The organism is Snodgrassella sp. B3882 (genome assembly GCF_026535915.1).
Classification (GTDB): domain Bacteria; phylum Pseudomonadota; class Gammaproteobacteria; order Burkholderiales; family Neisseriaceae; genus Snodgrassella.
Genome location: NZ_JAFNPF010000003.1, coordinates 1 through 23,599 on the forward strand (window position 1 = coordinate 1; position 23,599 = coordinate 23,599).

Annotated in this window: 19 protein-coding genes; 13 read left to right on the top strand and 6 right to left on the bottom strand. The window is 43.0% G+C overall.

Annotated elements, in window-relative coordinates:
- Positions 1-524 precede the first annotated feature (524 nt).
- From J3U68_RS09285 to leuS, 5 genes are all read left to right on the top strand, one after another.
- Positions 525-683 (top strand): hypothetical protein, encoded by a 159-nt coding sequence (locus J3U68_RS09285; protein WP_267376358.1) that lies wholly within the window; start codon positions 525-527, stop codon positions 681-683.
- 403 nt (positions 684-1,086) lie between these two features.
- The gene (locus J3U68_RS09290) at positions 1,087-1,491 is read left to right on the top strand and encodes a PTS sugar transporter subunit IIA (RefSeq protein ID WP_267376359.1); all 405 of its coding nucleotides are present in this window, start codon (positions 1,087-1,089) and stop codon (positions 1,489-1,491) included.
- A 1-nt stretch (position 1,492) separates the two neighbouring features.
- Positions 1,493-1,762, top strand: a complete 270-nt coding sequence (locus tag J3U68_RS09295) for an HPr family phosphocarrier protein (protein WP_267376360.1) — start codon at positions 1,493-1,495, stop codon at positions 1,760-1,762.
- Positions 1,762-3,519, top strand: a complete 1,758-nt coding sequence (gene ptsP, locus J3U68_RS09300; RefSeq protein ID WP_267376361.1) for a phosphoenolpyruvate--protein phosphotransferase — start codon at positions 1,762-1,764, stop codon at positions 3,517-3,519. The genes J3U68_RS09295 and ptsP overlap by 1 nt, the downstream gene beginning before the upstream one ends.
- A gap of 434 nt (positions 3,520-3,953) precedes the next feature.
- Positions 3,954-6,593: a leucine--tRNA ligase gene (gene leuS / locus J3U68_RS09305; protein ID WP_267376430.1), complete on the top strand. Its 2,640-nt coding sequence runs from the start codon at positions 3,954-3,956 to the stop codon at positions 6,591-6,593.
- Positions 6,594-7,004: 411 nt separating this feature from the next.
- Here leuS and J3U68_RS09310 read toward each other — a convergent pair whose 3' ends face one another.
- The 3 genes from J3U68_RS09310 to thrB all read right to left on the bottom strand — a co-directional run bounded on the left by J3U68_RS09310 (position 7,005) and on the right by thrB (position 11,591).
- Entirely contained in the window at positions 7,005-7,202 is a 198-nt protein-coding gene (locus tag J3U68_RS09310; RefSeq protein ID WP_267376363.1) for a hypothetical protein, read from the bottom strand.
- 633 nt (positions 7,203-7,835) lie between these two features.
- On the bottom strand, positions 7,836-10,217 hold the full coding sequence (locus J3U68_RS09315; protein WP_267376364.1) for a glucose/quinate/shikimate family membrane-bound PQQ-dependent dehydrogenase: 2,382 nt from the start codon (positions 10,215-10,217) through the stop codon (positions 7,836-7,838).
- Positions 10,218-10,670: 453 nt separating this feature from the next.
- Positions 10,671-11,591, bottom strand: a complete 921-nt coding sequence (gene thrB, locus J3U68_RS09320) for a homoserine kinase (RefSeq protein WP_267376366.1) — start codon at positions 11,589-11,591, stop codon at positions 10,671-10,673.
- 246 nt (positions 11,592-11,837) lie between these two features.
- Between thrB and J3U68_RS09325 the strand changes: the two genes are divergently transcribed.
- Positions 11,838-13,226 (top strand): L-cystine transporter, encoded by a 1,389-nt coding sequence (locus J3U68_RS09325; protein ID WP_267376368.1) that lies wholly within the window; start codon positions 11,838-11,840, stop codon positions 13,224-13,226.
- Between the two features lie 66 nt (positions 13,227-13,292).
- Here the strand turns inward: J3U68_RS09325 and J3U68_RS09330 are convergent, their stop codons facing one another.
- Together J3U68_RS09330 and asd are read right to left on the bottom strand one after the other, a co-directional pair.
- A complete protein-coding gene (locus J3U68_RS09330) occupies positions 13,293-14,003 on the bottom strand; it encodes an HXXEE domain-containing protein (protein WP_267376369.1) in 711 nt (236 codons plus the stop codon).
- Between the two features lie 354 nt (positions 14,004-14,357).
- Complete coding sequence (gene asd / locus J3U68_RS09335) at positions 14,358-15,473, bottom strand: aspartate-semialdehyde dehydrogenase (RefSeq protein WP_267376370.1); 1,116 nt, start codon at positions 15,471-15,473, stop codon at positions 14,358-14,360.
- A gap of 1,184 nt (positions 15,474-16,657) precedes the next feature.
- Between asd and murJ the strand changes: the two genes are divergently transcribed.
- Complete coding sequence (gene murJ, locus J3U68_RS09340; RefSeq protein ID WP_267376371.1) at positions 16,658-18,193, top strand: murein biosynthesis integral membrane protein MurJ; 1,536 nt, start codon at positions 16,658-16,660, stop codon at positions 18,191-18,193.
- A gap of 239 nt (positions 18,194-18,432) precedes the next feature.
- On the opposite strand, the gene J3U68_RS09345 is transcribed toward murJ, so the two are convergent.
- Positions 18,433-18,741 (bottom strand): chorismate mutase, encoded by a 309-nt coding sequence (locus J3U68_RS09345; RefSeq protein WP_267376372.1) that lies wholly within the window; start codon positions 18,739-18,741, stop codon positions 18,433-18,435.
- A gap of 409 nt (positions 18,742-19,150) precedes the next feature.
- Between J3U68_RS09345 and J3U68_RS09350 the strand changes: the two genes are divergently transcribed.
- Genes J3U68_RS09350 through nuoF form a run of 6 tightly spaced genes read left to right on the top strand, consistent with a single transcriptional unit; the run spans position 19,151 to position 23,590 of the window.
- Positions 19,151-19,507: an NADH-quinone oxidoreductase subunit A gene (locus tag J3U68_RS09350; protein ID WP_267376431.1), complete on the top strand. Its 357-nt coding sequence runs from the start codon at positions 19,151-19,153 to the stop codon at positions 19,505-19,507.
- A complete protein-coding gene (locus J3U68_RS09355) occupies positions 19,498-19,977 on the top strand; it encodes a NuoB/complex I 20 kDa subunit family protein (protein WP_267376432.1) in 480 nt (159 codons plus the stop codon). Before J3U68_RS09350 ends, J3U68_RS09355 begins: the two co-directional genes overlap by 10 nt.
- Positions 19,978-19,988: 11 nt before the next feature.
- A complete protein-coding gene (locus J3U68_RS09360; RefSeq protein WP_267376373.1) occupies positions 19,989-20,576 on the top strand; it encodes an NADH-quinone oxidoreductase subunit C in 588 nt (195 codons plus the stop codon).
- The gene (locus J3U68_RS09365) at positions 20,569-21,822 is read left to right on the top strand and encodes an NADH-quinone oxidoreductase subunit D (RefSeq protein ID WP_267376374.1); all 1,254 of its coding nucleotides are present in this window, start codon (positions 20,569-20,571) and stop codon (positions 21,820-21,822) included. The genes J3U68_RS09360 and J3U68_RS09365 overlap by 8 nt, the downstream gene beginning before the upstream one ends.
- Complete coding sequence (gene nuoE / locus J3U68_RS09370; RefSeq protein WP_267376375.1) at positions 21,822-22,295, top strand: NADH-quinone oxidoreductase subunit NuoE; 474 nt, start codon at positions 21,822-21,824, stop codon at positions 22,293-22,295. Before J3U68_RS09365 ends, nuoE begins: the two co-directional genes overlap by 1 nt.
- A complete protein-coding gene (nuoF, locus tag J3U68_RS09375) occupies positions 22,295-23,590 on the top strand; it encodes an NADH-quinone oxidoreductase subunit NuoF (RefSeq protein WP_267376376.1) in 1,296 nt (431 codons plus the stop codon). Before nuoE ends, nuoF begins: the two co-directional genes overlap by 1 nt.
- The last annotated feature ends 9 nt before the right edge of the window (positions 23,591-23,599 follow it).

A 23,599-nucleotide genomic window follows, 5' to 3' on the forward strand; every position in this document is an offset into this window, starting at 1 on the left:
AGAACCCAGTATATGATACTGGGTTCTTTGCTTTATACCTCACTAAAGCAGCCGAAAGGCTGCTTTAGTTATGGCTACTGCTACAGTGTGGCTTTTAGAGCAAACTTCTAAATCCCTGCTGTCGCAATATTATTCTCATGTCCTCTACAAACCCCTTTAAAAAATTTTAAATTCAAAATTTTAGCTGAACATTTGCTCAGATAGGCAGTATTAGTCAGGTATCGCTAAAGTCGGTATCGCTTTTACAGCCGGCAATTAGTTTCTATACAGATAAACATTCTCAACCTTATTTGTTGCCACTGGGGATGGAGGTAACTACCTTTGTTCTGTGAATGTGTGGTTTGGTCAATCAATTTCATGGGTTGCTGGTGGCTGCTGCTTTTTAGGTGGGCTCTTCAACTTTTCGTTCTGAGGCATCTCGGGTAGTGCGTAATACTAGAAGAGGGCGGTTTGCTTGGGCGCAATCAGCATTTTAAGTTGGCGGTAATTTAGGTTCGTCATGGGGATCATTGCTGATCAGTCTGATGGTACTGAAATATAGCCGGCAAAATCATATTCTTTGGTTTGTCGCGGTAGGTGTGCTGGCAATCATCCTTCTCAGCCGGATCAGTGCTGGGCGTGCCGATCATTTACGTGCCAATGCATATAAAATCAGCGCAGAGTCGTGCGCTGCTTTACGATAAGCGCAAGCCGGTGTGTGCGTTGTTGATATTGGCTGTGCTGAATTTATGTGGGTGGAATTTCCAAAAAGAAGAGATTTAATTCAAGATGATGGTTATTTTTGTTAGTTGTTGCGTTTGGCTATAAGAATGAATGGTTTAATAAGTTGATCGGCGGAAAGCTAGGTAAAATTCAAGTTAAGGTTGTAGATGATTTTTCTCTTTATTTAGGCTAGTTATGCTCAGACGTAGCTGATTTGATGGTTTTCTACTTCCTACAGCGTGTTAAGTATGATAAGTTTTGTTTATATATGCAGGTTTGGTGTTCTGATCAGTTGAATTTAAACTGGTCATGAGGGGCGCAATTATTTCTCTTTAGACGAAATTATTGAGTATACTTGATGCTGTAATAGTAATAGGTAATACAATGATTGGTTTGATGATTGTGACTCATGAAACGGTGGGTCAGGCAAATTTGCAATTAATTCAGCATATTTTTGGATCGATACCGGAAAAGATTGCGGTGGTGGGTGTCAGAAGTGATGATTCGGTTGAGCAGATTCATGCTGAAGTTGTTAAGAATTTAAGTTCGCTCAATTACGGTAACGGGGTATTGATTCTAACGGATATTTTCGGTGCTACTCCTTGTAATTTAGTACGCCAGTTGCTCAAGCAGGACAATATTATTTTATTGACAGGGTTAAATGCACCCATGTTGATCAAGGCATTGCAGAATTTTGCTAAGTTTGACGATGTGCGTGAGTTTGCTGAAGTAGTCAAACAAGCTGCCATTGCCGGTATTATGACTATTTCTAATCAGGATGAGCTGTGACATGTTAAAAAAAGAAATTAAAATAATCAATAAGCTGGGTTTGCATGCACGAGCTTCTAATAAGTTTACTCAGGTTGCTAGTCACTTTCAGTGTGAAGTATGGGTGACGCGCAAAGATAGAAGGGTAAATGGTAAAAGTATTATGGGATTGATGATGCTGGCTGCTGCTCAGGGAAGTGTCATTGAATTAGAAACGGATGGTGTAGACGAAACTCAGGCCATGCAAGCTCTTGAAGAGTTGATCAACAATTATTTTGGCGAAGAAGAATAATGTGTATTGTTCTACATGGAGTGGCAGTAGGAGCAGGTGTAGCGATAGGACGTGCCCATTTGGTAGTACGTGGCATGGACGATGTACCACATCGTGAATTATCTCTGGAAGAGTTGCCGGTTGAAGCTGACCGCTATGAGCAGGCAATAAAAACGACTCGTCGCCAACTGGAACAATTAAGATCAGAAATTCCGGAAAATGCGCCGTCTGAACTGGGGGCTTTTATTTCCTTACATCTGATGTTGCTGGGCGATGTTAGTCTATCGCGTGAACCCATTGATATTATTAAAGATAAGTGTATCAATGCCGAATGGGCATTAAAGCTGCAAACTGATAAGTTATCAGATCAGTTTGATTCGATTGAAGATAATTACTTACGTGCGCGTAAACAGGATATGTTGCAGGTAGTTGAACGAATCTTCAAAAATTTGATCGGATTGTCCACTGAAGTGGTTTCTGAAGCGGAAGATTTTGAAGAGGACACTATTTTGGTGGCTTATGATCTTTCCCCTGCAGATACCGTTTTTTTCAAGGACAGCCGCATTGCAGCTTTTGTGACTGATGCCGGGGGACCAACTAGTCATACTGCGATTCTTGGTCGTAGTCTAAACATTCCTTCAGTCATTGCTCTGGGTCATGCCAGGGAGTTGATTAATGAAGATGAGTTAATCATTGTTGACGGTAGTATGGGTGTGGTGATTATCGCGCCAGATAATGTGATTTTGAAAGAATATCGGCGTCGGTTACGTGAATTTCGCAGTTTGAAGCGACAGTTAAGTAAGCTTAAAAATACGATGGCAATAACTCAAGATGGGATTAATATTGAGTTGTTGGGCAATATCGAACGGGAAGAAGACATTAAACCTTTGCATCATTTAGGCGCGGATGGTGTTGGTTTATTACGAAGTGAATATTTTTATTTGAATCGTCATGTTTTACCGACTGAAGATGAGTTATATGATCATTATGTTGCGATAGTTAAGAAAATGAAGGGCAAGCAGATAACTATTCGCACTGTCGACTTGGGTGTAGATAAAAATCCGCGCTGGTTTGGACCAAGTCATAGTATGAATCCTGCTTTGGGACTCACAGGAGTTCGCTTGTGTTTGGCTGAGCCTGTCATGTTTCGCACGCAAATGCGTGCCATTATGCGCGCTGCTGTATATGGATCTGTACGCATGATGTGGCCGATGATTTCTTCGGTGAGTGAAGTGCAACAATGTCTGACACATCTCAATACGGCTAAGCAACAATTACGTGATCGATTTGAGGAGTTTGATGAAGCTATTCAGATCGGAGCGATGATTGAAATTCCGTCAGCTGCTTTGACTATTAATGCTATTTTGAAATGTATTGATTTTGTTTCTATTGGTAGTAATGATCTGATTCAGTATACATTAGCTGCTGACCGTGGCGATGAAAGTGTTAGTTATCTTTATCAACCCAGTCACCCTTCTGTATTGAAATTATTATTGCATATTATCCGTACGGCCAATCGGATGAATAAGCCTGTATGTGTTTGTGGTGAGATGGCTGGAGATGAGCAGTATACACGTCTGTTGCTCGGTATGGGATTACGTTGTTTCTCTATGAATGCGAATAATATTTTGCCTGTTAAAAATCAAATTATTCAAAGTGATGTTTTGATACTTGAAACGGAAGTGCAAAAAATATTGCGTAATGAGGATCCAGATAAAGCATTAAAATTACTAAGAAAATTGAATGCAACAAATGAATCATCGGAAATGGTAGATTAGTTGCAGTGACTATTTGTCGCATTGATGGTTACTGATGTATTTCGTCTATTATTCTATCTGATGTTTTTCTCTACTTTTTTGGCGCTGATCACTGTTGTTAAAGTGGGATTTCAGTATGCAATCAAATCTGTATGCTTTAAGGTTGTAGGGAACGATGTTAAGTCTATTGATGAAGTATTAAGGTGATTAGGTCGCTAATATATATTTCTAATAAACGATTTAAGCATTCTGGGGGAAATGTTGTGGCGAATTTGATCTAATGCTTTGAACTTAAAAAATTTTATAAGTGTTGAATAAAATGTCAATCCTGATCAAACGATAAAATTACTTTGGTTTATTATTGGTATTGGGTTGCGGATATTTAACTTATATATAGTGGTTAGAGTAAGCTGTTATAATACTGATCTATTTTTAAAGAAATTTGACTATTCATGATGCAAGAACATTATCATCCAGAAAAAATTGAACCTGCTGCGCAAGCCCGTTGGCAGGAATATCGTTTATTTAACGCTCAGGATTTCAGTAAGAAGCCTAAGTATTATTGTTTGTCTATGTTTCCGTATCCATCCGGAAAGCTACATATGGGACATGTGCGCAATTATACGATTGGTGATGTTCTAAGCCGCTATCGCTTACTCAATGGTTATAATGTGATGCAACCTATGGGCTGGGATGCGTTTGGTTTACCAGCTGAAAATGCAGCCATGAAAAATAAGGTTGCACCCGCGCAATGGACTTATGACAATATTGCTTATATGAAGAAGCAATTGCAAAGTTTGGGTTTTGCAATTGATTGGGATCGAGAAATTGCTACCTGTACGCCAGAATATTACCGCTGGGAACAATGGCTTTTTGTGCGACTGTTTCAAAAGGGAATTATTTATAAAAAGAATGGTACGGTAAATTGGGATCCAGTAGATCAAACTGTATTAGCCAATGAGCAAGTGGTTGATGGACGTGGCTGGCGTTCTGGCGCTATTGTAGAAAAACGCGAAATTCCGATGTATTACTTCAAGATCACGGATTATGCAGAGGAGTTGCTCAGTGGTTTGGATACGCTGGAACATTGGCCGGAACAGGTTAAGACGATGCAGCGTAACTGGATCGGCAAATCGCGCGGTATGCAGGTACGTTTTGCGTTGGCGGATGACAGTAAAGCGGGTTTGAGTGGTGAGTATGCAGATTATGTGCAGGTTTACACGACACGTCCTGATACGCTGATGGGTGCCACTTATGTGGCGGTAGCGGCGGAACACCCTTTAGCCACTGCTGCAGCCATGGATAATCCAAAGTTACAGCAGTTTATTGCTGAATGTAAGGCTGGTTCGGTGGCAGAAGCTGACATGGCTACGATGGAAAAGAAAGGGATGCCGACCGGACGCTATGCGGTTAATCCTCTGAACGGCGATGTTCTGCCGGTGTGGGTAGCCAATTATGTGCTGTGGGGTTACGGTGATGGTGCTGTAATGGCGGTTCCTGCTCATGATGAGCGTGACTTTGAATTTGCCACTAAGTATCAGTTGCCGATCAAGCAAGTTATTGCTTCTACTCAGGCCTCAGATGAGTTCAGTACGCAAGCGTGGCAGGAGTGGTATGGCAGTAAGGAGCAGACCCAGTGTATTAACAGTGGTGAGTTGGATGGTTTGGACTTTCAGGCAGCGTTTGACCGTATTGGTGAGATTTTGCAGGCAAAAAATGCCGGAGCACCGAAAACGCAATATCGTTTACGCGACTGGGGTATTTCTCGCCAGCGTTACTGGGGTTGTCCAATTCCGATCATTCATTGTGATGATTGTGGTGATGTCACTGTGCCGGAAGAGCAGTTACCGGTAGTATTGCCTGAAAATGTGGTACCGGACGGTGCAGGTTCGCCGTTAGCCAAAATGCCGGAATTCTATGAAACCAGCTGTCCATGCTGTGGAAAGCCAGCTCGGCGTGAGACGGATACAATGGATACGTTTGTCGAATCCAGCTGGTATGCGGTGCGTTATGCTTCACCGCATTGCGATACCGCTATGGTTGATAAAGAAGCAGCCAATTATTGGATGAATGCCGACCAATATATTGGCGGGATTGAACATGCGATTTTACATCTGTTATATGCGCGTTTCTTTACTAAGCTGATGCGGGATGAAGGTTTACTCAATGTGGATGAACCGTTTGCGCGTCTGCTGACGCAAGGTATGGTGGTATGTGAAACCTATTATCGTGAAGGTGCAAATGGTAGTAAGGAGTGGATTGCACCCCAGGATGTGGATTTGCAGCGTGATGACAAAGGCAGACCACTGACAGCCACTTTGAAAGCTGATGGACAGCCGGTATGTATTGGCGGCATCGAAAAGATGTCTAAATCGAAAAATAATGGTGTTGATCCGCAGGAATTGATTGATCGCTACGGAGCGGATACAGCGCGTTTGTTTATGATGTTTGCTGCTCCACCAGAACAATCTTTGGAATGGTCGGATGCGGGCGTAGATGGGGCACACCGTTTCTTGCGTCGTCTATGGCGTACGGTTTATGAGTTCTTACAGAAGGGAGACCGTGTTAGGGCATTTGCTGGTAGTCAGGATGGGTTATCTGCTGAACTTAAAGCGCTTCGCCTGAAGTTGCACGCTGCGATTGCCAAGGTAACTGATGATTATGCGCGTCGCCAGCAATTCAATACCGCGATTGCTGCAATGATGGAACTCTTAAATCAATACGATCGTACTGATTGCACTTCAGAGCAGGGACGAGCGGTGGCTCAGGAAGTGTTGGAAGCTGTATTGCGTTTGTTATGGCCAATCGTTCCACATATTTGTGAGGTTTTGTGGAATGAGTTGTCTGCACAGCAAACTTTATGGGATGCGGCCTGGCCTAAGGTTGATGAAGCTGCATTGGTGCAGGATGAGATCACGTTGATGGTTCAGGTTAATGGTAAGCTGCGTGGTCAAATTACGGTTGCAGCAGAGATCACTAATGAGGAAGTTGAGGTGATTGCATTGGCAGAACCTTCTGTGCAACGATTTGTTGAAGGCAAAGCGCCGAAAAAGGTGATTGTGGTCCCTAAACGGTTGGTTAACATTGTTGTCTGAAGATTGCAGACCGATTACAAAAGACATGTTATTAACATGTCTTTTTTTTATATTTCTCCAACGATATTTGTCTATTAATAATTTATATTGAATCGATTTTTTTATCGAAGCCATTCAATTGAACTTTCAATCTATTTTTTATCAGCTAGCCTTTTTTAATATTGGCTATTACTCATAAATTTAGATTTTTCCCAATGATGAATCCAGTTATCTGCAACCAGATGCAATAGTGAATCATTAGAGTTATTTTTTTAAAATTTCTCATGCTTCTGCCACATTTTCTGGTAACCACCCTCTACTATTTAATGTAAGCCAAGCTTCTTTTAACTTATTTTTTGACTTAAATTGCGCAAATAATTCTTTTTTAATATGGCGACTTTCTAACCATATAGGTAATTCTTGAATATTTGCTCATAATTTATGATCACTCATTTCAAATTCACAAGCATCATTAATGTCTGCTTGGTTTAACATGGTATGAGAGGAAGGAAAGTCTTCTTCATACAGTGAGATATCCTTGTTATAGTCAAGTGGCGTATGTTTATGATAGTAGATCAGATCATTAAAATGCTGGGGATTGTCTCCATATTGTTTGGAAAATTCATCCACTTCTTGTCATTTGGGGAAATTGATCTCATGGCTAAAGTTGATAATTTCATTGGATAGATCGTCTTTGGTAACGATCATTTTTAAAATGAGCAAGGTAGATAATTGATTTTTCATTTCTTGCTATTTCTGACAGGTACCCATTTCCCAAATAATAATCTACAAAGGTATTTTTCTATTACAAAAAAAGTGATGTACGATTCCTTGGTAGGAAGCCCCATTGCCTTGAAATAAAGGTATTAAACAGGGTGGATGTGGATAGCAATATTCAGATATGCAATTATATTTATTTAAAATCGGAATATGGATTGTATTTAAAATGAGTTGTTATTCCTAATTTTGAAATGATATTTTCACATATATGCATAAATCTTAAATACTATTTTTATATTCAATGTCAAATATGTAATTGATAAATAGGGGTCAATTTTAAGGAAGTCAACTAATTAAATATTTTAATTTATAGTCCCTTTTTGGGGTTCGGATAGAGTTAAGGTTGTTGGCTGATGAATTTGCGTGGCTCATGGTCTATCTATAGGTTCAGTAAGTTGATCGAGGCTTATGTTTTAATGAAGATATCCATCTAGGATAATTCCGATGCTGGATATCTCCATAACTTAATCTTTTAGCAAAAGCTTAAGGCAGGGTATAAGCGATCAGATAGTCGCCCATTTTGGTACCAAATGAACCATGACCACCGGCCATTTGTACCACATATTGTTTGCCATCAACCGCATAGGTCATGGGCGTAGCCTGACCGCCCGCGGGTAAACGCTCTTGCCATAATAGCTTCCCGTTGCTGGTGTCGTAGGCGCGCAAGTAGTTATCTTGGGTGGCACTGACAAACATGATGTTACCTGCTGTGGATATGGTACCGCCCAAGCCGGGAACGCCGATTTTTAATGGTGGCAACTGGAATAATTGCGGCAAGCTGTCACGGATGGTTCCGATGCGTTTTTTCCAGACAATTTGATTAGTCTGTAAATCTACACCAGCAACAAATCCCCATGCCGGTTGTTTACAGGGCAGACCTAAAGGCGACAAAAATGGTTTGATTTGCACGCTATAGGGGACGCCATACATGGGTTGCACGCCAGTTTCACCACCGGCACCGGGTTGTTGCTGGTTTCGGTTTGGGTCGGCCGGTATCAGGCGTGAAATGAAGGGCAGACCGATCGGGTTCATCAAAGCTATTTGCCTATCTTGGTTCACTGACATTCCACCCCATTCAAATACGCCAAGGTTGCCCGGAAAAACCAGCGTACCGTTTTCAGAAGGTGGGGTGTATATACCATCGTAATTAAGACGTTTAAATTGGATACGACATAAAAGCTGATCAAACATGGTGGCGCCCCACATGTCTTTATCGGTCAGTTTATGCTCAGGCATGAGACTTAAAGCAGAAAATGGCTGGGTAGCCGAGTAGTGTTCTCCCTGAGTAGGATGACCGTATTTGAAGGTTTGGGGGACGGGGTTTTCGCTGATGGGTACGATAGGTGCGCCAGTTTGCCGGTTCAGCACGAATATATTGCCGGTTTTAGTTAAGACATAAATTGCGGGAACTTTAGTTTCTGCGGTTAGGTTAAGATCCATCAATGATGGTTGTGCCGGTACGTCCATATCCCATAAATCATGATGAGTGGTCTGGAAATGCCAGATCAGTTTACCGGTAGACGCATTCAATGCCACTATGGAGTTTGCATAGCGTTCCTGCAGTTGATTACGGTGGCCTCCCCAAATATCGGGGGTGGCAACACCGGTAGGAATGTAAACGATGTTCAGTTGCTGGTCATAGGCCAGTGGTGCCCAGGCATTGGGTGAATTATGTACAAAGGTGGTATTTTCTCCCGGCATGGCATTCGGATTCTCCGCACCGGTATCAAATATCCATTTTAGCTGACCATTGTTGGCATCATATCCACGAATGACGCCTGAAGGCTCTTTGGTGGAGAGGTTATCGGTTACCGAACCGCCGATGATTATGGTGCTGGGGGTGACGACTGGTGGCGAGGTTGGATTATATCCACCCAGAAATGCATAAGGCATTTTGGCTTGCAGATTGATTTCTCCGTTCTGACCAAAATCGCTACATTTTTGTCCGTTATCAGCATTTACCGCAATCAACCGACCATCATTCACTGGTAACAGGATTTTTCGTGGGCATTCTGCCGAAGGGGTGGTTTCATTTTGGTTTGCTTTGGCGGCGTCGTAGTAACTGACTCCGCGACAAGTCAGGTGCTGAAAACTTTTATTGCTGCGCAACTGCGGATCAAAGCGCCATAGCCGTTGTCCACTTGTGGCATCAATGGCATCCAGAAATTGATGAGAGGTGCAGATATATAAGGTATGACCGATTTTAATTGGGGTGACTTCGTTCGTGGTTTCTGCCGAGTCATTGGCGGTTTTGAAATCCCCGGTGCGGTAGACCCAGGCTACTTTTAGTTGGTCAACATTGTGGTTATTGATCTGAGTTAGGGGTGAGTAACGTGTACCGCCTTGAGTACGACCATAAGCTGGCCAGTCTTCATTGGCAATACCATTAACATCTGCAGCAGGTGTAGGCTGGGCACGGGTGATGGTTCCATTGATTTGTTGTGGATCGTGGTTGATGCTGTAGAGCATGGTGGCCAGTATGACCAATAAGGCGATGCCAATGGCGATTTTACCGCGGCGAGGTGCTGCTATTTGGCGGGTTGCCCATGGTGTTAATAACCACAATCCCAGTAAGAACAATATGTCGAAACGTGGTGCCAATGCCCAGAAATCAGTACTGCACTCCCATAAGCCCCAAAACAGGGTACTGATCAATATGATTGCATACCACCATAAACTGATACTGTGACGTTGATAATAGAGGCAGGTAAAGATCGTTAATGCTACTGCAATGAAAGTATAAAACGCTGAGCCACCCAGCCAAATTAGCCAGATTCCACCTAAGAGCAGCACAAGGGCGCTAAGCCCAAATATGAGCAAAGTTGCTAATCTGGCCAAGGGGTTTGTTGATGTATGTGTTTTCATTTCGCCTCTATTAATTTGTTTTTAAATCTTTTTTACGCGTGTGGAGACAATTATAGTCAGCTATGTCGAATATGCAAAAAAGTGTGTCGATTCAATGATGAATTGATCTTTAGTGTTTGATGCTACTTTTGCTATTTTGCTGTTTTTTGTTATTTTTGGTTGCAAAGGTTAGGTTTTGTTGGTGATTTATTATGTGCAAGTTTTTCGTAGTTTGCGTGTGATCTGCTGGTTGCATATGAGTTGAGGCACAACCGCTCTGAGCTGAAATCAGAAAGTTTTTCAGATTGGTAAATTTGGTTTAGTTTATGTTTTCTTATATTAATGTGGCTATTTGGCAAATTGTGTTCTGATTTGGAGAATAAAAGTGATCTGTTTATCGAGGCACACGATAAATTTTTTGCAGATGAATGCTATTTCTGTTTTTCTGATTTTAAACGCGATGCAACAAGGATTTTATTGGCGTAGGCTCACTAATAAATCACGGAATACGTTGGGATCTTTGATAAAGGTGATTTCACCAACCTGTGGAAAGTGGTAATCAAGCAAGCGTGACACCCAGAAACGGATACAAGCTGCGCGTTGTGCAATCGGGAAATAGTCTTTTTCCTCTGTCGTCAATTCTCTTATGCTTGCATAACCGCGGATAAAAGCTTGAAGTAGGTTCTGGTCAAGAAGATTGTCTGCCCGTCTTGCCCAGTCGTTTACGGCTATAGCAAGGTCATACATAAAGTTACCATGACAGGCATAGTAGAAATCAATGAAACCGCTGACATGTTCGCCATCTAAGAGGACATTATCGCGGAATAAATCGGCATGGATGATACCAGCGGGTAGGTCGGTACGCTCATGTTGATCAAAATAGGCGATCTCTGCTTGCAATAGCTGCTGATCTTCGTTGTTTAAATAAGGTGACAATCGGCAACTGGCTTCATGCCACCAGCTGGTGTAGCGCGGGTTCGGCATGGTTTGTTCAAAACTGGTTCCAGCAAGATGCATTTTGGCCAGCATGGCACCGGTATGAAAGCATTGCTGTTCAGAAGGACTGCTGGTATCCCGACCAGACAGACAGGTGACCAGACATGCCGGTTTACCAGCCAAGGTGCTATCCAGTTGACCATCATTGCGACTGACTGGAGCAGGGCAGGCAACACCGTTTGCACTCAGATGCTGGGTCAATTTAAGAAAGAAAGGCAATTCTTGTTGGGTCATGGCTTCAAAAACGGTCAGCACATAACGCCCATGGGTGGTGGTCAAAAAGTAATTGCTGTTGGTGACGCCTTGTGCGATCCCCTGTAGTTTGATGAAACGACCCAATGGGTAATCGAGCAGGAAAGTGCGCATTTCATCGTCGCTGACGCTGGTGTAAACAGACATGTAAATTTACCCATATCGGAATTAAGGTTTGCTTATTATCTCATCAGTGCAGGCACTGTTTGATTGACCAGAGGCATGATAACAAAAAAGTGAAATAGGGATAAAATTTATCTTTAATATTCCTATTGCATATAACAAAAAGGAATAAAGGCATACTTAAGGGCTATTTCACAATAAGTGGTTTTTTGCGTATTCTTGTTGATGAGTTAAGAGGCAGACTTGGGTTTGCCAGAGCAGGAGCAGCAAATGAATTTACCGTTGATGATGAACCTGGTTGTGTTCGTTTTATTACTGTGGTTATTGGTTAGGGTACAGCGCAAACACTGGAGTTTATCCAAAAAAGTACTACTGGGTATGCTGTTGGGTATTGTATTTGGATTGGGATTACAGCTGATCTATGGTGTCGCTAATCCAGTGATGAAGGCATCGGTGCAGTGGTTTAATGTGGTGGGCAATGGCTATGTACAGTTATTGCAGATGGTGGTGATGCCGTTGGTATTTGCTTCTATTCTTAGTGCTGTGGCTAAGCTGCATGATGCTTCGCAGTTAGGTAAAATCAGTGTGATGACCATTGGGGTGCTGTTGTTGACCACGGCTATTGCAGCTTTGATCGGTACTTTATTAACCAGTGCTTTTGGGCTGACTGCCAGTGGATTGGTACAAGGTGTGGCGGAAACCGAGCGCTGGAATGCAATCCAGACAAATTATGTTGGCAAGGTGGCAGATCTGTCTGTACCGCAATTATTGTTATCGTTTATTCCGAAGAATCCCTTCGCTGATTTAACCGGGGCTAATCCCACCTCCATCATCAGTGTGGTTATTTTCGCTACTTTTTTGGGGATAGCTGCACTAAGGCTGTTGAAAGACGATGCACCTAAAGGTGAGCGCGTATTGCAGGCTATTGATACGCTGCAAAGCTGGGTAATGAAACTGGTACTGATTGTGATGCTGCTAACACCCTATGGGGTAATGGCTTTAATGACTAAGGTTGTGGCTGCGTCAGATGTGCAGAATGTTATTAAGTTAGGTAGTTTTGTATTGGTTTCGTATTTGGCACTGGCACTGATGTTTGTGGTGCATGGTTTGTTGTTGAGTCTATTTGGTATCAGTCCGATTAAATATTTTCACAAGGTTTGGCCGGTACTGACTTTTGCCTTCACCAGCCGCTCGAGTGCCGCTTCTATTCCGTTGAATGTGGAGGCGCAGACCCAACGGTTGGGTGTACCAAAATCGATTGCCAGTTTTGCTGCTTCTTTTGGTGCCACGATTGGTCAAAATGGATGTGCCGGACTTTATCCGGCGATGCTGGCGACGATGATCGCACCCACGGTAGGGATTAATCCTCTGGATCCATGGTGGATTGCGTCGTTGGTGGGCATGGTTACGGTGAGTTCCTTTGGTGTGGCAGGCGTGGGTGGCGGAGCAACTTTTGCGGCTTTGATTGTTTTGCCAGCAATGGGCTTGCCGGTGACTTTGGTGGCGTTGTTGATTTCAGTAGAGCCGTTGATTGATATGGGAAGAACCGCCTTAAATGTCAGTGGAGCAATGACAGCCGGCGTTTTGACCAGTCAGTGGCTGCGCCAAACGGATAAAACTATTCTGAATAGTGAAGAGAATTCGGAATTAGCGCACTAAAATTTGCAGTGAGAAAATTTTGGGAGGAAGGGTGTATATGATCGTTAATATACATCCTTTATTTGTTTAGCATTTAAGCAATTTCCCCGATTGTGTAACCAGACAGTAATACAAGAGTGTGGCGACAAAGATAAAAAAGGCGCAGCCACAGCTTTTGACCAAACCGGTCTTAAATAATCCTGCTATGGAAATAAATATAAAAAGATGATAAATGATGCCCAGAGTCAGGCTGATCGCTAAGGCACGATAGTTAGGATTGTCTCTAATAAAATTAATATAGTAGGTCCAGATGGAAATGGGCACCAATAGTAACAATGCTGTGAGCAAGCCGGGATTATATCGGCCGTAAAATAAAGCAGAATAGGTATGGGGAATAAAGTTAATCAACATGATGGCTACGGTGAAAGAAGCTAACATTTTGGAATGTTTTTTTTGACTGAAATAAGCAGCCAGGGGGCTAAGCATCCACAGTAGCGGGATGTTCACAGCAACATAGAGAATGTTTTCAGGTACAGATTGCCCTAGACCGGAAGAAATTGATTTGGGAAAACTGTAGCTGGTGCCTTTTAAATCAATACCATATTCTTCTACATTGTGGATAAGATAAGTGGCGGTACATAACCAAGCTAACCAGTATGGATCATACCAACGTTCTTTAAGCAAATTATCTCGTAGGAGGTTAGTGGTGAATAATAAACTTAAAATGATGATGGCGCCAATAAACCCGATCCATGGCCAAATTTGATAATACCAAGCAATATTATTGCTGAAAAACATTCTAAAACCCTTTAAACTGCTTTTTTGTGGTGGGTTTGGATTCTAGTGATGTTTGCATAATTGTATCAATAGACTTTACACCAAAAGTAAACTGAAATATATGTCATTGGGCTTTTATGACCATGCTGATGTCTGATTTGTAATGAAAAAATTATTTTTTTTGATTTTTATTTTTTTTGCTAGATTTCTAGATTTGGCTAAGTTATCGGCTAATTGCTTATCCATATGAAATGGATTATGGAAAAATGTTTTTTTGGCTAAGGGTTTTGATGGTTTCTGAGTAATAAAAAAGGTGGACTTAAATAAGTCCACCGCAATAGCTAAAATTAATAATTGAACGGCTGATTGACCGCTTTACAGTTGTTTTAACACAATTTGTAACATGCGACGAATCGGCTCAGCAGCACCCCACAGCAACTGATCTCCCACGGTAAAGGCACTGATGTATTCACCACCCATACCCATTTTACGGATACGACCGACAGGTACGGTTAGGGTACCGGTAACGGCAGCCGGCGTCAGTTCGTGCATCGAAGGTATTTTTTCATTGGGCACCACTTTTACCCAGTCGTTAGCAGCGGCAAGAATTTTTTCTATTTCTGCAACTGGTATATCCTGTTTCAATTTCAAGGTTAGTGCCTGACTGTGACAGCGCATGGCGCCAACGCGAACACACAAACCATCAATCACTATAGGTTGAGCACTGCGTCCTAAAATTTTATTGGTTTCAACGCCGCCTTTCCATTCTTCTTTAGACTGACCATTTCCGAGATCCGCATCAATCCATGGAATCAAGCTACCAGCCAGCGGGACGCCAAACTGTGCTTGTGGGTAGGCATCGCTGCGTAAGAAATTGGCTACTTTGCTATCAATGTCTAAAATGGCACTGGCTGGGTCAGAAAGTTCAGCAGTGACTTCTTGTTCAATCGCGCCCATGGCACTAATCAGCTCACGCATATTTTGCGCTCCAGCACCGGAGGCAGCCTGATAGGTCATACTGGTTGCCCATTCGACCAGATCCTGTTTGAACAATCCATCTAGCGCCATCAGCATTAAGGATACAGTGCAGTTGCCACCAATAAAATCTTTAATGCCATTGGTTAAAGCCTTATCGATCACGTCGCGGTTAACTGGATCGAGGACAATAACGGCTTGATCTTCCATCCGCAAGGTAGAGGCAGCATCAAGCCAATAACCATTCCAGCCTCGAGCCCGTAACGGCTGATGAACGGCTTTGGTATAGTCTCCGCCCTGACAAGTTACAATGACATCCATCTGTGCCAGCGCGTCTAAATCATGTGCATCCAACAAGGTTTTGGCAGATTGACCACAGTCGGGAGCTGGCTTACCTGCAGCCGAGGTTGAAAAAAAATGGGCATGATTAATGTGTTTGAAGTCTTGTTCTGCTTTCATTCGCTGCATTAAGACAGAACCGACCATACCGCGCCAACCAACAAAACCGACTTTCACAGGATGCTCCTTAAAATGGTTACAATGATTAAAATTTTCTGCTGTCAGAATTTTACATTGTCTTTTTACCCATAACCAAGGTCATTTGTAAACCCCTATTTTAGCTTTATGTGAAGATTTCTTTTTCAACGTGCTTTTAAACATGATGGGATAGGGCAGACAAAGATGAAATGCTCCTTCATCGTCAATTTTCCCTCTGCATAAAGGGTTAAAAATAAGCTATAACAGTCAGACACAGGATTAATGTTAAAAATCGCTCGGTATTATTTTGCTTCAGTCGACGATGAGATTTTTGAGAAGCCATAAATGAATTAAATAAGTTGTTGGCGAAAATGAATCTATTTTTTTTATGTAACATGGTGACTGCCCCCGAAAAGCTTCCAAGCAATTTGGCTATGGAGCAGCAAAGTAGGGCACGTATTGAGGAATTTTGAATAATATTGATAGATGTATTTGGTATCTATTCAGTTCTGAATATAGATGCTCAGTAGATATTTCAGTGTTGCAGGAGCTCATACCCGCAAAAATAAGCTGATGATGTATTTTAGATGAGATACAAAGTACGAATAACATGGAATAGAGCTGGTTCAAAAATGAAAAAAGTTACTTTGATGAAAATTATCCATTTATTTTACTTTGTCCACGAGTCAATAATTGGTTGAAGACTGGCGCAATAACTTCGTTGGCAAATGTGCTTGGCTAGTCTGAAATTTGGAATGGAACAATTAATTTTTGTAGGTGAGAGCCTAAAAAATTTTTAAGGGAATCAACTTATAAGAATTTTATAAAATGCCGAGTTGCACGAACAATTTCAATCTATATGTGGGCATTATAATAAAAATATAGTGCGGTGAATTAAACACAATTTATAAAAATAAAAGTATGAATTGCGGTTATATATCCATTCAGATGAGTCAAATGTTGAGATATTTTAAGCAGAAGAGTTGTACGAGATTGTTATATGGGTAATGTCAATGAGCACCAATACAGAGCTTTGTGTAATTGAGCAAACTTTTTTAGGTTGTGGATGGAGGTGATTTACTGAAAAAGGTTAGATTCTTTGAGGAGATAAACTATTTATCACAATTTGTAATTACCTGATCCGTTTCAATTTGCGCCTTGTCTGGATATAAAGAGCGGTTCGGGTGTACACTCGCGCCTTTGTTATTTGATTTGTTTAAGCGATGAATTTACTGCGCACTCTGGCTAAAGTCAGTAGCATGACCATGTTGTCACGCGTTCTTGGTTTTGTTCGTGACACGATTATTGCCCGCAGTTTTGGCGCGGGGATGGCAACCGATGCTTTTTTTGTGGCGTTTAAATTGCCAAATTTGTTACGACGTATTTTTGCAGAAGGGGCGTTTGCTCAGGCATTTGTACCCATTCTGGCTGAGTATAGAGAAACGAAGTCTCATGAAGCCACGAAGGCTTTTATTCAGCATATTGCAGGTCTGTTGTCGTTTGTACTGGTGATTGTGACGGCAATCGGCATATTGGCTGCTCCAGCCGTGATTTATATTTCGGCTCCAGGCTTTGAGAAAGATCCCGATAAGTTTGTTTTGTCAGTTCAATTGCTGCGCATTACTTTTCCGTATATTTTTCTGATTTCTTTATCTGCTCTGGTGGGCAGTATTTTAAATACGTTCCATAAATTCGTGATTCCGGCCTTTACGCCGACTTTTCTGAATTTGTCTTTTATTGTCTTTGCGTTGTGGCTGGCACCTTATTTTCATCCGCCAGTACTGGCTTTGGCGTGGGCTGTATTTGTTGGCGGTTTGTTGCAACTGGTATTTCAATTGCCATTTTTGTTCAAACTGGGCTTTCTTACATTGCCCAAAATAAAATTTAACGATAAAGCGGTGTTGCGTGTCTTGAAGCAGATGGCTCCGGCCATTTTGGGGGTATCAGTGGCGCAGATATCGTTGGTGATTAATACTATTTTTGCTTCTTATCTGCAATCAGGCTCAGTCTCATGGATGTATTATGCGGATCGGCTCATGGAGCTGCCTACCGGTGTGTTGGGCGTGGCATTGGGTACGATTCTGTTGCCTACCTTATCCAAGCATTCTGCCAATAATAATATTGACGGTTTTTCCGCTTTGTTGGATTGGGGATTGCGTCTGTGTATGTTGCTCACCCTACCGGCTGCAGTGGGCATGGCTGTTTTGTCTTTTCCATTGATTGCTACGTTGTTTATGTACCGACAGTTTAATGTTCACGATGCTGTGATGACGCAAGGCGCATTAATTGCTTATGCTGTCGGGCTGATTGGTTTGATTGTGATTAAGGTTCTTGCACCTGGGTTTTATGCCCGTCAGAATATCAAAACACCTGTCAAGATTGCTATTTTTACTTTGTGTATGACGCAGGTGATGAATTTGATGTTTATCTGGAAATTACAGCATGTTGGATTGGCGTTGGCGATTAGTTTAGGCGCCTGTCTGAATGCTTTGTTATTGTTTACGTTGTTGATGCGCCAAGGACTGTATCAACCTAAACCAGGCTGGCTAGGCTTTTTGTTGCGGCTGGTGATCGCTCTGCTGGTGATGGGCGGTGGTTTGTGGGTATTGCAACAATGCATTCCATTTAATTGGCATACCAGTGGTCTGCACAAAGTTGGTCAGTTAGCCGGTTTGATTGTTGCTGGTATGGTTTTGTATTTTGGTGCTCTTTATGCTCTTGGTTTCCGTTTGCGCGATTTTCGACGCTCTGAAGTATAGCAACAGAGACACATCTAAGGTGAGCATAGGCAGCTCAATGATTTGCAGGTGGTATATTGAGATGAGTCGGTTTTGGGTTTGAGGTTTATAGGATATCTTGCTAATTAGCTCAATTATGCCTAAATATGATGGTTAAACTAGGGTTTATAACGGTTTATTTCTCAGTTGCCAGGCTTAACCATGTAATCTGGTAATAAGTGGAATCGACAGCTGTCTACTGAAGAGGAACGCAAAAGGTTTTAATTTTTGCGTTCAAATTCTTTTTTTTCTTCTGAAATAAAATAGTTTACTAAATCTGCATACAGTTTTTTGATGACTTCGCCGTTCAAACCTTGCTCAAGCGCCCACTGCTCGCGCTGTTGAAGCATGCTATTCACCCGTTCTTTAGCCTGTATATCGGTAATATTGCTTTTGAATTGACTAGCAGCTTTGACGTAATCATATCGGCATGACAGTAATTGAATGACGGCGTAATCGATGTGATCAATTTCGCTGCGGATGTCATTCATGTCTCGGCAATCTTCCGGGCAATATTTTGGTTGATACATGCTTGTATCCTCGTGATTATCCAGTGGTTTACGTTGGATATTGTATAACAGAAAAATGTTTCAACATCAGCTAAAAATGGATTGCAGCTGAAATGATGGTAAACCAGGTTTATGGTGATTTTTTTATTAAATCTGTCATACCATGTCTGGCTCGCGATTGGTTGGTTTTACAGAAATCTTTAAAGCCATCAGCCGGAAGTTACGAATGGGGTAAATCTTTTAACGTTTTATCTCGTTTGAGGCACATAAAGAGCATAACAAAAGCGGTAATTTGTCAATCTTAATGATAATTATTATCATTATATTATTGAAAACATTATATTTTTATTAAATTACGTACTTTTAATAGTGATAAAAGTTAGTTACAATACAATAATTTTACCAATATTTGCATAAGGTTGGTGCAATGATGTTGGCGAATTATTTCCCCATCTTAATATTCATCCTTGTCGGCTTTGCTGCTGGTGTTCTCTTTATTTCTCTGGGGCTGTTATTGGGTCCCAATCGTCCGTACAAAATGAAACAGGAACCGTTTGAATGCGGTTTCGAGGCTTTTGAAAATGCGCGCATGAAATTTGATGTGCGCTACTACCTTATCGCTATTTTATTCATCCTGTTTGATCTAGAAGTGGCTTTTATGGTGCCGTGGGCCGTGGTATTTAAAGAGCTGGGTGCCTATGGTTTCTGGTCAATGATGGTGTTTTTGCTGATATTGATTATTGGCTTTGTTTATGAATGGAAAAAAGGCGCTCTGGAATGGGAATAGAAGGCGTTTTAAACAAGGGGTTTATTACCACCACGGCTGATACGGTATTGAATTATGTCCGCACGGGCTCTTTATGGCCAGCAACTTTTGGTTTGGCCTGTTGTGCGGTAGAGATGATGCAAGCTGGTGCCGCCCGTTACGACCTTGACCGCTTTGGAATTATTTTTCGCCCTTCACCGCGACAGGCCGATCTGATGATTGTGGCCGGTACTTTGTGCAATAAAATGGCACCGGCTTTGCGGCGGGTATACGATCAGATGGCCGAGCCACGTTGGGTATTGTCAATGGGTTCCTGTGCCAATGGCGGTGGTTACTATCATTATTCTTATTCAGTGGTGCGGGGTTGTGATCGCATTGTGCCGGTTGACGTATATGTACCCGGTTGCCCTCCCACCGCAGAAGCGCTGATTTATGGTTTGTTGCAGTTGCAGCTGAAAATTAAACGTACTTCCACTATTGCACGTGTTTAAGTGAGGGGAATATGGCTGATATAGCAAGACTCAAAGCTGTGTGCGAAACCACGTTTGGCGAACAAGTGCGTTACTGTAGTGATCGCGGTGAATTAACACTGGAATGTGCAGCGGCAGATTATCACCAGTTGATGCAGACTTTGCGTGATCATAGTGAACTGAAATTCGAAACCCTGATTGATTTGTGCGGTGTGGACTATCAGAGCTATAGAAATGAGCCATGGCAAGGCAAACGTTTTGCGGTAGTCAGTCATTTGCTGTCGGTAAGCAATAATTGGCGCATACGCGTGCGTGTGTGGGCTGATACTGAAGATTTTCCGACTATTGATTCGGTGGTGGATATTTACAATGGTGCCAACTGGTATGAACGCGAAGCGTTTGATATGTTCGGCATTTTGTTTAACAACCATCCTGATCTGCGCCGTATTTTGACTGACTATGGTTTTGTCGGTCATCCGTTTCGTAAAGATTTTCCTGTTTCCGGCTATGTCGAAATGCGCTATGACGAAGCGGAAGGGCGTGTGGTATATCAGCCGGTCACAATTGAACCGCGTGAAATAACACCGCGCGTGGTGAGAGAGGAGCAGTACGGTGGCTAAGTTACGCAATTACACCATCAATTTCGGACCGCAGCATCCGGCTGCACATGGCGTTTTACGCCTGATCCTGGAAATGGATGGGGAGAATATTGTTCGCGCCGATCCGCATATTGGCTTGTTACACCGTGGGACGGAAAAGCTAGCTGAATCGCGTACTTATCTGCAGGCGTTGCCATATATGGATCGTCTGGATTATGTATCCATGATGTGTAATGAACAAGCCTACTGCCTGTCTGTTGAACGTCTGTTGAATATTGATGTACCCATTCGCGCTCAGTATATCCGCGTGATGTTTGCTGAAATTACCCGTATTCTCAACCATCTGATGGGTATTGGCTCGCATGCGTTGGATATCGGTGCCATGACGGTGTTTTTGTATGCATTCCGCGAACGTGAAGACCTGATGGATATTTACGAAGCAGTATCTGGCGCGCGCATGCATGCAGCTTATTTCCGACCAGGTGGGGTTTACCGTGATTTGCCGGATTTCATGCCTAAGTATGAAGCCAGCAAATACCGTAATGCCAAAGTATTACAAAAACTCAACGCTAGCCGTGAAGGCACCTTGCTCGACTTCATTGAAGACTTTACTAATCGGTTCCCCGCCTGCGTGGATGAATATGAAAATCTGCTGACCGATAACCGTATTTGGAAACAGCGGACTGTTGGGATTGGTGTGGTTGCACCGGAGCGTGCTTTGCAAAAAGGTTTTACTGGCGTGATGCTCCGAGGTTCTGGCATAGAGTGGGATATTCGTAAGAAGCAGCCCTATGATGCTTATGCTGCCATGGATTTTGATATTCCAGTCGGCATCAATGGTGACTGCTATGACCGCTATCTGTGTCGCATTCAGGAAATGCGACAAGCTAACCGCATTATCCGCCAGTGCGTAGACTGGCTCAAAGCCAACCCTGGTGCGGTGATTACAGATGACCATACCGTGGCACCGCCACAGCGCACCGCCATGAAAGATGGCATGGAAGAACTGATTCACCATTTCAAGCTATTCACTGAAGGGATGCATGTACCAGAAGGTGAAGTCTATGTGCCGACTGAACACCCCAAAGGTGAATTCGGAGTCTACTTAATTTCAGATGGAGCCAATAAGCCTTACCGCATGAAAATACGGGCACCGGGCTTTGCCCATTTACAAGGGATGGATGAAATGGCGCGTGGTCATATGCTGGCCGATGTGGTCGCTATTATTGGTACACAGGATATTGTATTCGGGGAGGTGGATAGATAATGTTGTCCGCTGAGAGCTTAAAACAAATTGATGCAGAACTGGTCAAATATCCGGCCGACCAGCGGCGCAGTGCCATTATGTCGGCTCTGCGCATTGCTCAGACAGAGAAGGGCTGGCTGCAGCCTGAAACCATCGAGGAAGTAGCCAACTACATCGGCATCACGCCAGCACAAGCTTTGGAAGTGGCTACTTTTTACAATATGTACAATCTCCAGCCGGTAGGGAAATACAAGCTTACGGTGTGCACCAATCTACCCTGTGCTTTACGTGGCGGTGTTAATGCTGGCGAATATTTACAAAAACGCCTTGGCATTCGCTACGGTGAAACCACTGCTGACGGAATGTTTACTTTGCTAGAAGGTGAATGCATGGGTGCTTGTGGCGATGCGCCGGTGTTGTTAGTAAACAATCATAAAATGTGCAGCTTTATGAGCGAAGAAGCCATTGAAGCGAAACTGGCGGAGTTAAACTGATGGCAATGTATCAGAAGGGCGTGATTTTCAATCAGGTTGATACGACCGATCCGGATTGCTGGACGCTGGCAGCCTATGTCGCACGCGGTGGTTATCAGGCTCTGCAAAAAATCATTCATGACAAAATACCGCAGGACGATGTGATTGCCGAGCTGAAAACATCTGGCTTGCGTGGACGTGGCGGCGCCGGTTTTCCGACCGGACTAAAATGGAGCTTTATGCCACGTTCGTTTCCGGGCACAAAATATATCGTCTGCAATACCGATGAAGGTGAACCAGGTACGTTTAAAGACCGCGATATTGTTACTTACAATCCGCATGCGCTGATTGAAGGCATGATTATCGGTGGTTATGCCATGGGGGCGACTGCCGGATATAACTATATTCACGGCGAAATCTTCGAAAGCTATCTGCGCTTTGAAACTGCCTTGCAACAAGCGCGAGATGCCGGCTTTCTGGGGCAAAATATTCTCGGCAGTGAATTTAGTTTCGAGCTGCATGCTCATCACGGCTATGGTGCTTATGTCTGCGGGGAAGAAACGGCGCTATTGGAGTCGCTGGAGGGTAAAAAAGGGCAGCCACGCTTCAAGCCTCCCTTTCCGGCTTCCTATGGTTTATATGGTAAGCCTACAACTGTCAATAACACTGAAACTTTTTCGTCCGTACCGTTCATTCTGCGCGATGGCGGTCAACAGTTTGCGGATAAGGGCATTCCAAATAATGGCGGTACCAAACTATTTTCCGTTTCGGGTCATGTAGAACGCCCCGGTAACTATGAAATACCACTGGGCACACCGTTTAAAGATTTACTCAACATGTGCGGTGGTATGCGCCATGGCAAAAAGTTGAAGGCAGTGATCCCAGGAGGTTCTTCGGCGCCGGTGTTACCCGCCGACATCATGATGGAACTGACTATGGATTATGACGCCATCGCCAAAGCCGGTTCTATGCTCGGTTCTGGTGCGGTCATTGTCATGGATGAAGACGTGTGTATGGTCAAAGCACTGGAGCGACTAAGTTATTTTTATTATGAAGAGTCATGCGGTCAGTGTACTCCCTGTCGTGAAGGTACTGGATGGCTATACCGCATTATTCACCGTATTAGCTCGGGTAAAGGTCGACCGGAAGATCTGGATTTGCTGCAATCGATCGGTAGCAATATGTCAGGTCATACTATTTGTGCTCTGGCGGATGCAGCGGTGATGCCGGTTCAGGGTTTTTTAAAGCATTTCCGTTCCGAGTTTGAATATTACATTGAACACGGCAAACCCATGAAAGAACATCGCTGGTGCTAAGGCACTATC

Excerpts from the sequence above, each read along its gene's own strand:
- J3U68_RS09285 (WP_267376358.1), top strand. The coding sequence starts at position 525 with ATGGTACTGAAATATAGCCGGCAAAATCATATTCTTTGGTTTGTCGCG.
- J3U68_RS09290 (WP_267376359.1), top strand. The coding sequence starts at position 1,087 with ATGATTGGTTTGATGATTGTGACTCATGAAACGGTGGGTCAGGCAAAT.
- J3U68_RS09295 (WP_267376360.1), top strand. The coding sequence starts at position 1,493 with ATGTTAAAAAAAGAAATTAAAATAATCAATAAGCTGGGTTTGCATGCA.
- ptsP (WP_267376361.1), top strand. The coding sequence starts at position 1,762 with ATGTGTATTGTTCTACATGGAGTGGCAGTAGGAGCAGGTGTAGCGATA.
- leuS (WP_267376430.1), top strand. The coding sequence starts at position 3,954 with ATGCAAGAACATTATCATCCAGAAAAAATTGAACCTGCTGCGCAAGCC.
- J3U68_RS09315 (WP_267376364.1), bottom strand. The coding sequence starts at position 10,217 with ATGAAAACACATACATCAACAAACCCCTTGGCCAGATTAGCAACTTTG.
- thrB (WP_267376366.1), bottom strand. The coding sequence starts at position 11,591 with ATGTCTGTTTACACCAGCGTCAGCGACGATGAAATGCGCACTTTCCTG.
- J3U68_RS09325 (WP_267376368.1), top strand. The coding sequence starts at position 11,838 with ATGAATTTACCGTTGATGATGAACCTGGTTGTGTTCGTTTTATTACTG.
- J3U68_RS09330 (WP_267376369.1), bottom strand. The coding sequence starts at position 14,003 with ATGTTTTTCAGCAATAATATTGCTTGGTATTATCAAATTTGGCCATGG.
- murJ (WP_267376371.1), top strand. The coding sequence starts at position 16,658 with ATGAATTTACTGCGCACTCTGGCTAAAGTCAGTAGCATGACCATGTTG.
- J3U68_RS09345 (WP_267376372.1), bottom strand. The coding sequence starts at position 18,741 with ATGTATCAACCAAAATATTGCCCGGAAGATTGCCGAGACATGAATGAC.
- J3U68_RS09350 (WP_267376431.1), top strand. The coding sequence starts at position 19,151 with ATGTTGGCGAATTATTTCCCCATCTTAATATTCATCCTTGTCGGCTTT.
- J3U68_RS09355 (WP_267376432.1), top strand. The coding sequence starts at position 19,498 with ATGGGAATAGAAGGCGTTTTAAACAAGGGGTTTATTACCACCACGGCT.
- J3U68_RS09360 (WP_267376373.1), top strand. The coding sequence starts at position 19,989 with ATGGCTGATATAGCAAGACTCAAAGCTGTGTGCGAAACCACGTTTGGC.
- nuoE (WP_267376375.1), top strand. The coding sequence starts at position 21,822 with ATGTTGTCCGCTGAGAGCTTAAAACAAATTGATGCAGAACTGGTCAAA.
- nuoF (WP_267376376.1), top strand. The coding sequence starts at position 22,295 with ATGGCAATGTATCAGAAGGGCGTGATTTTCAATCAGGTTGATACGACC.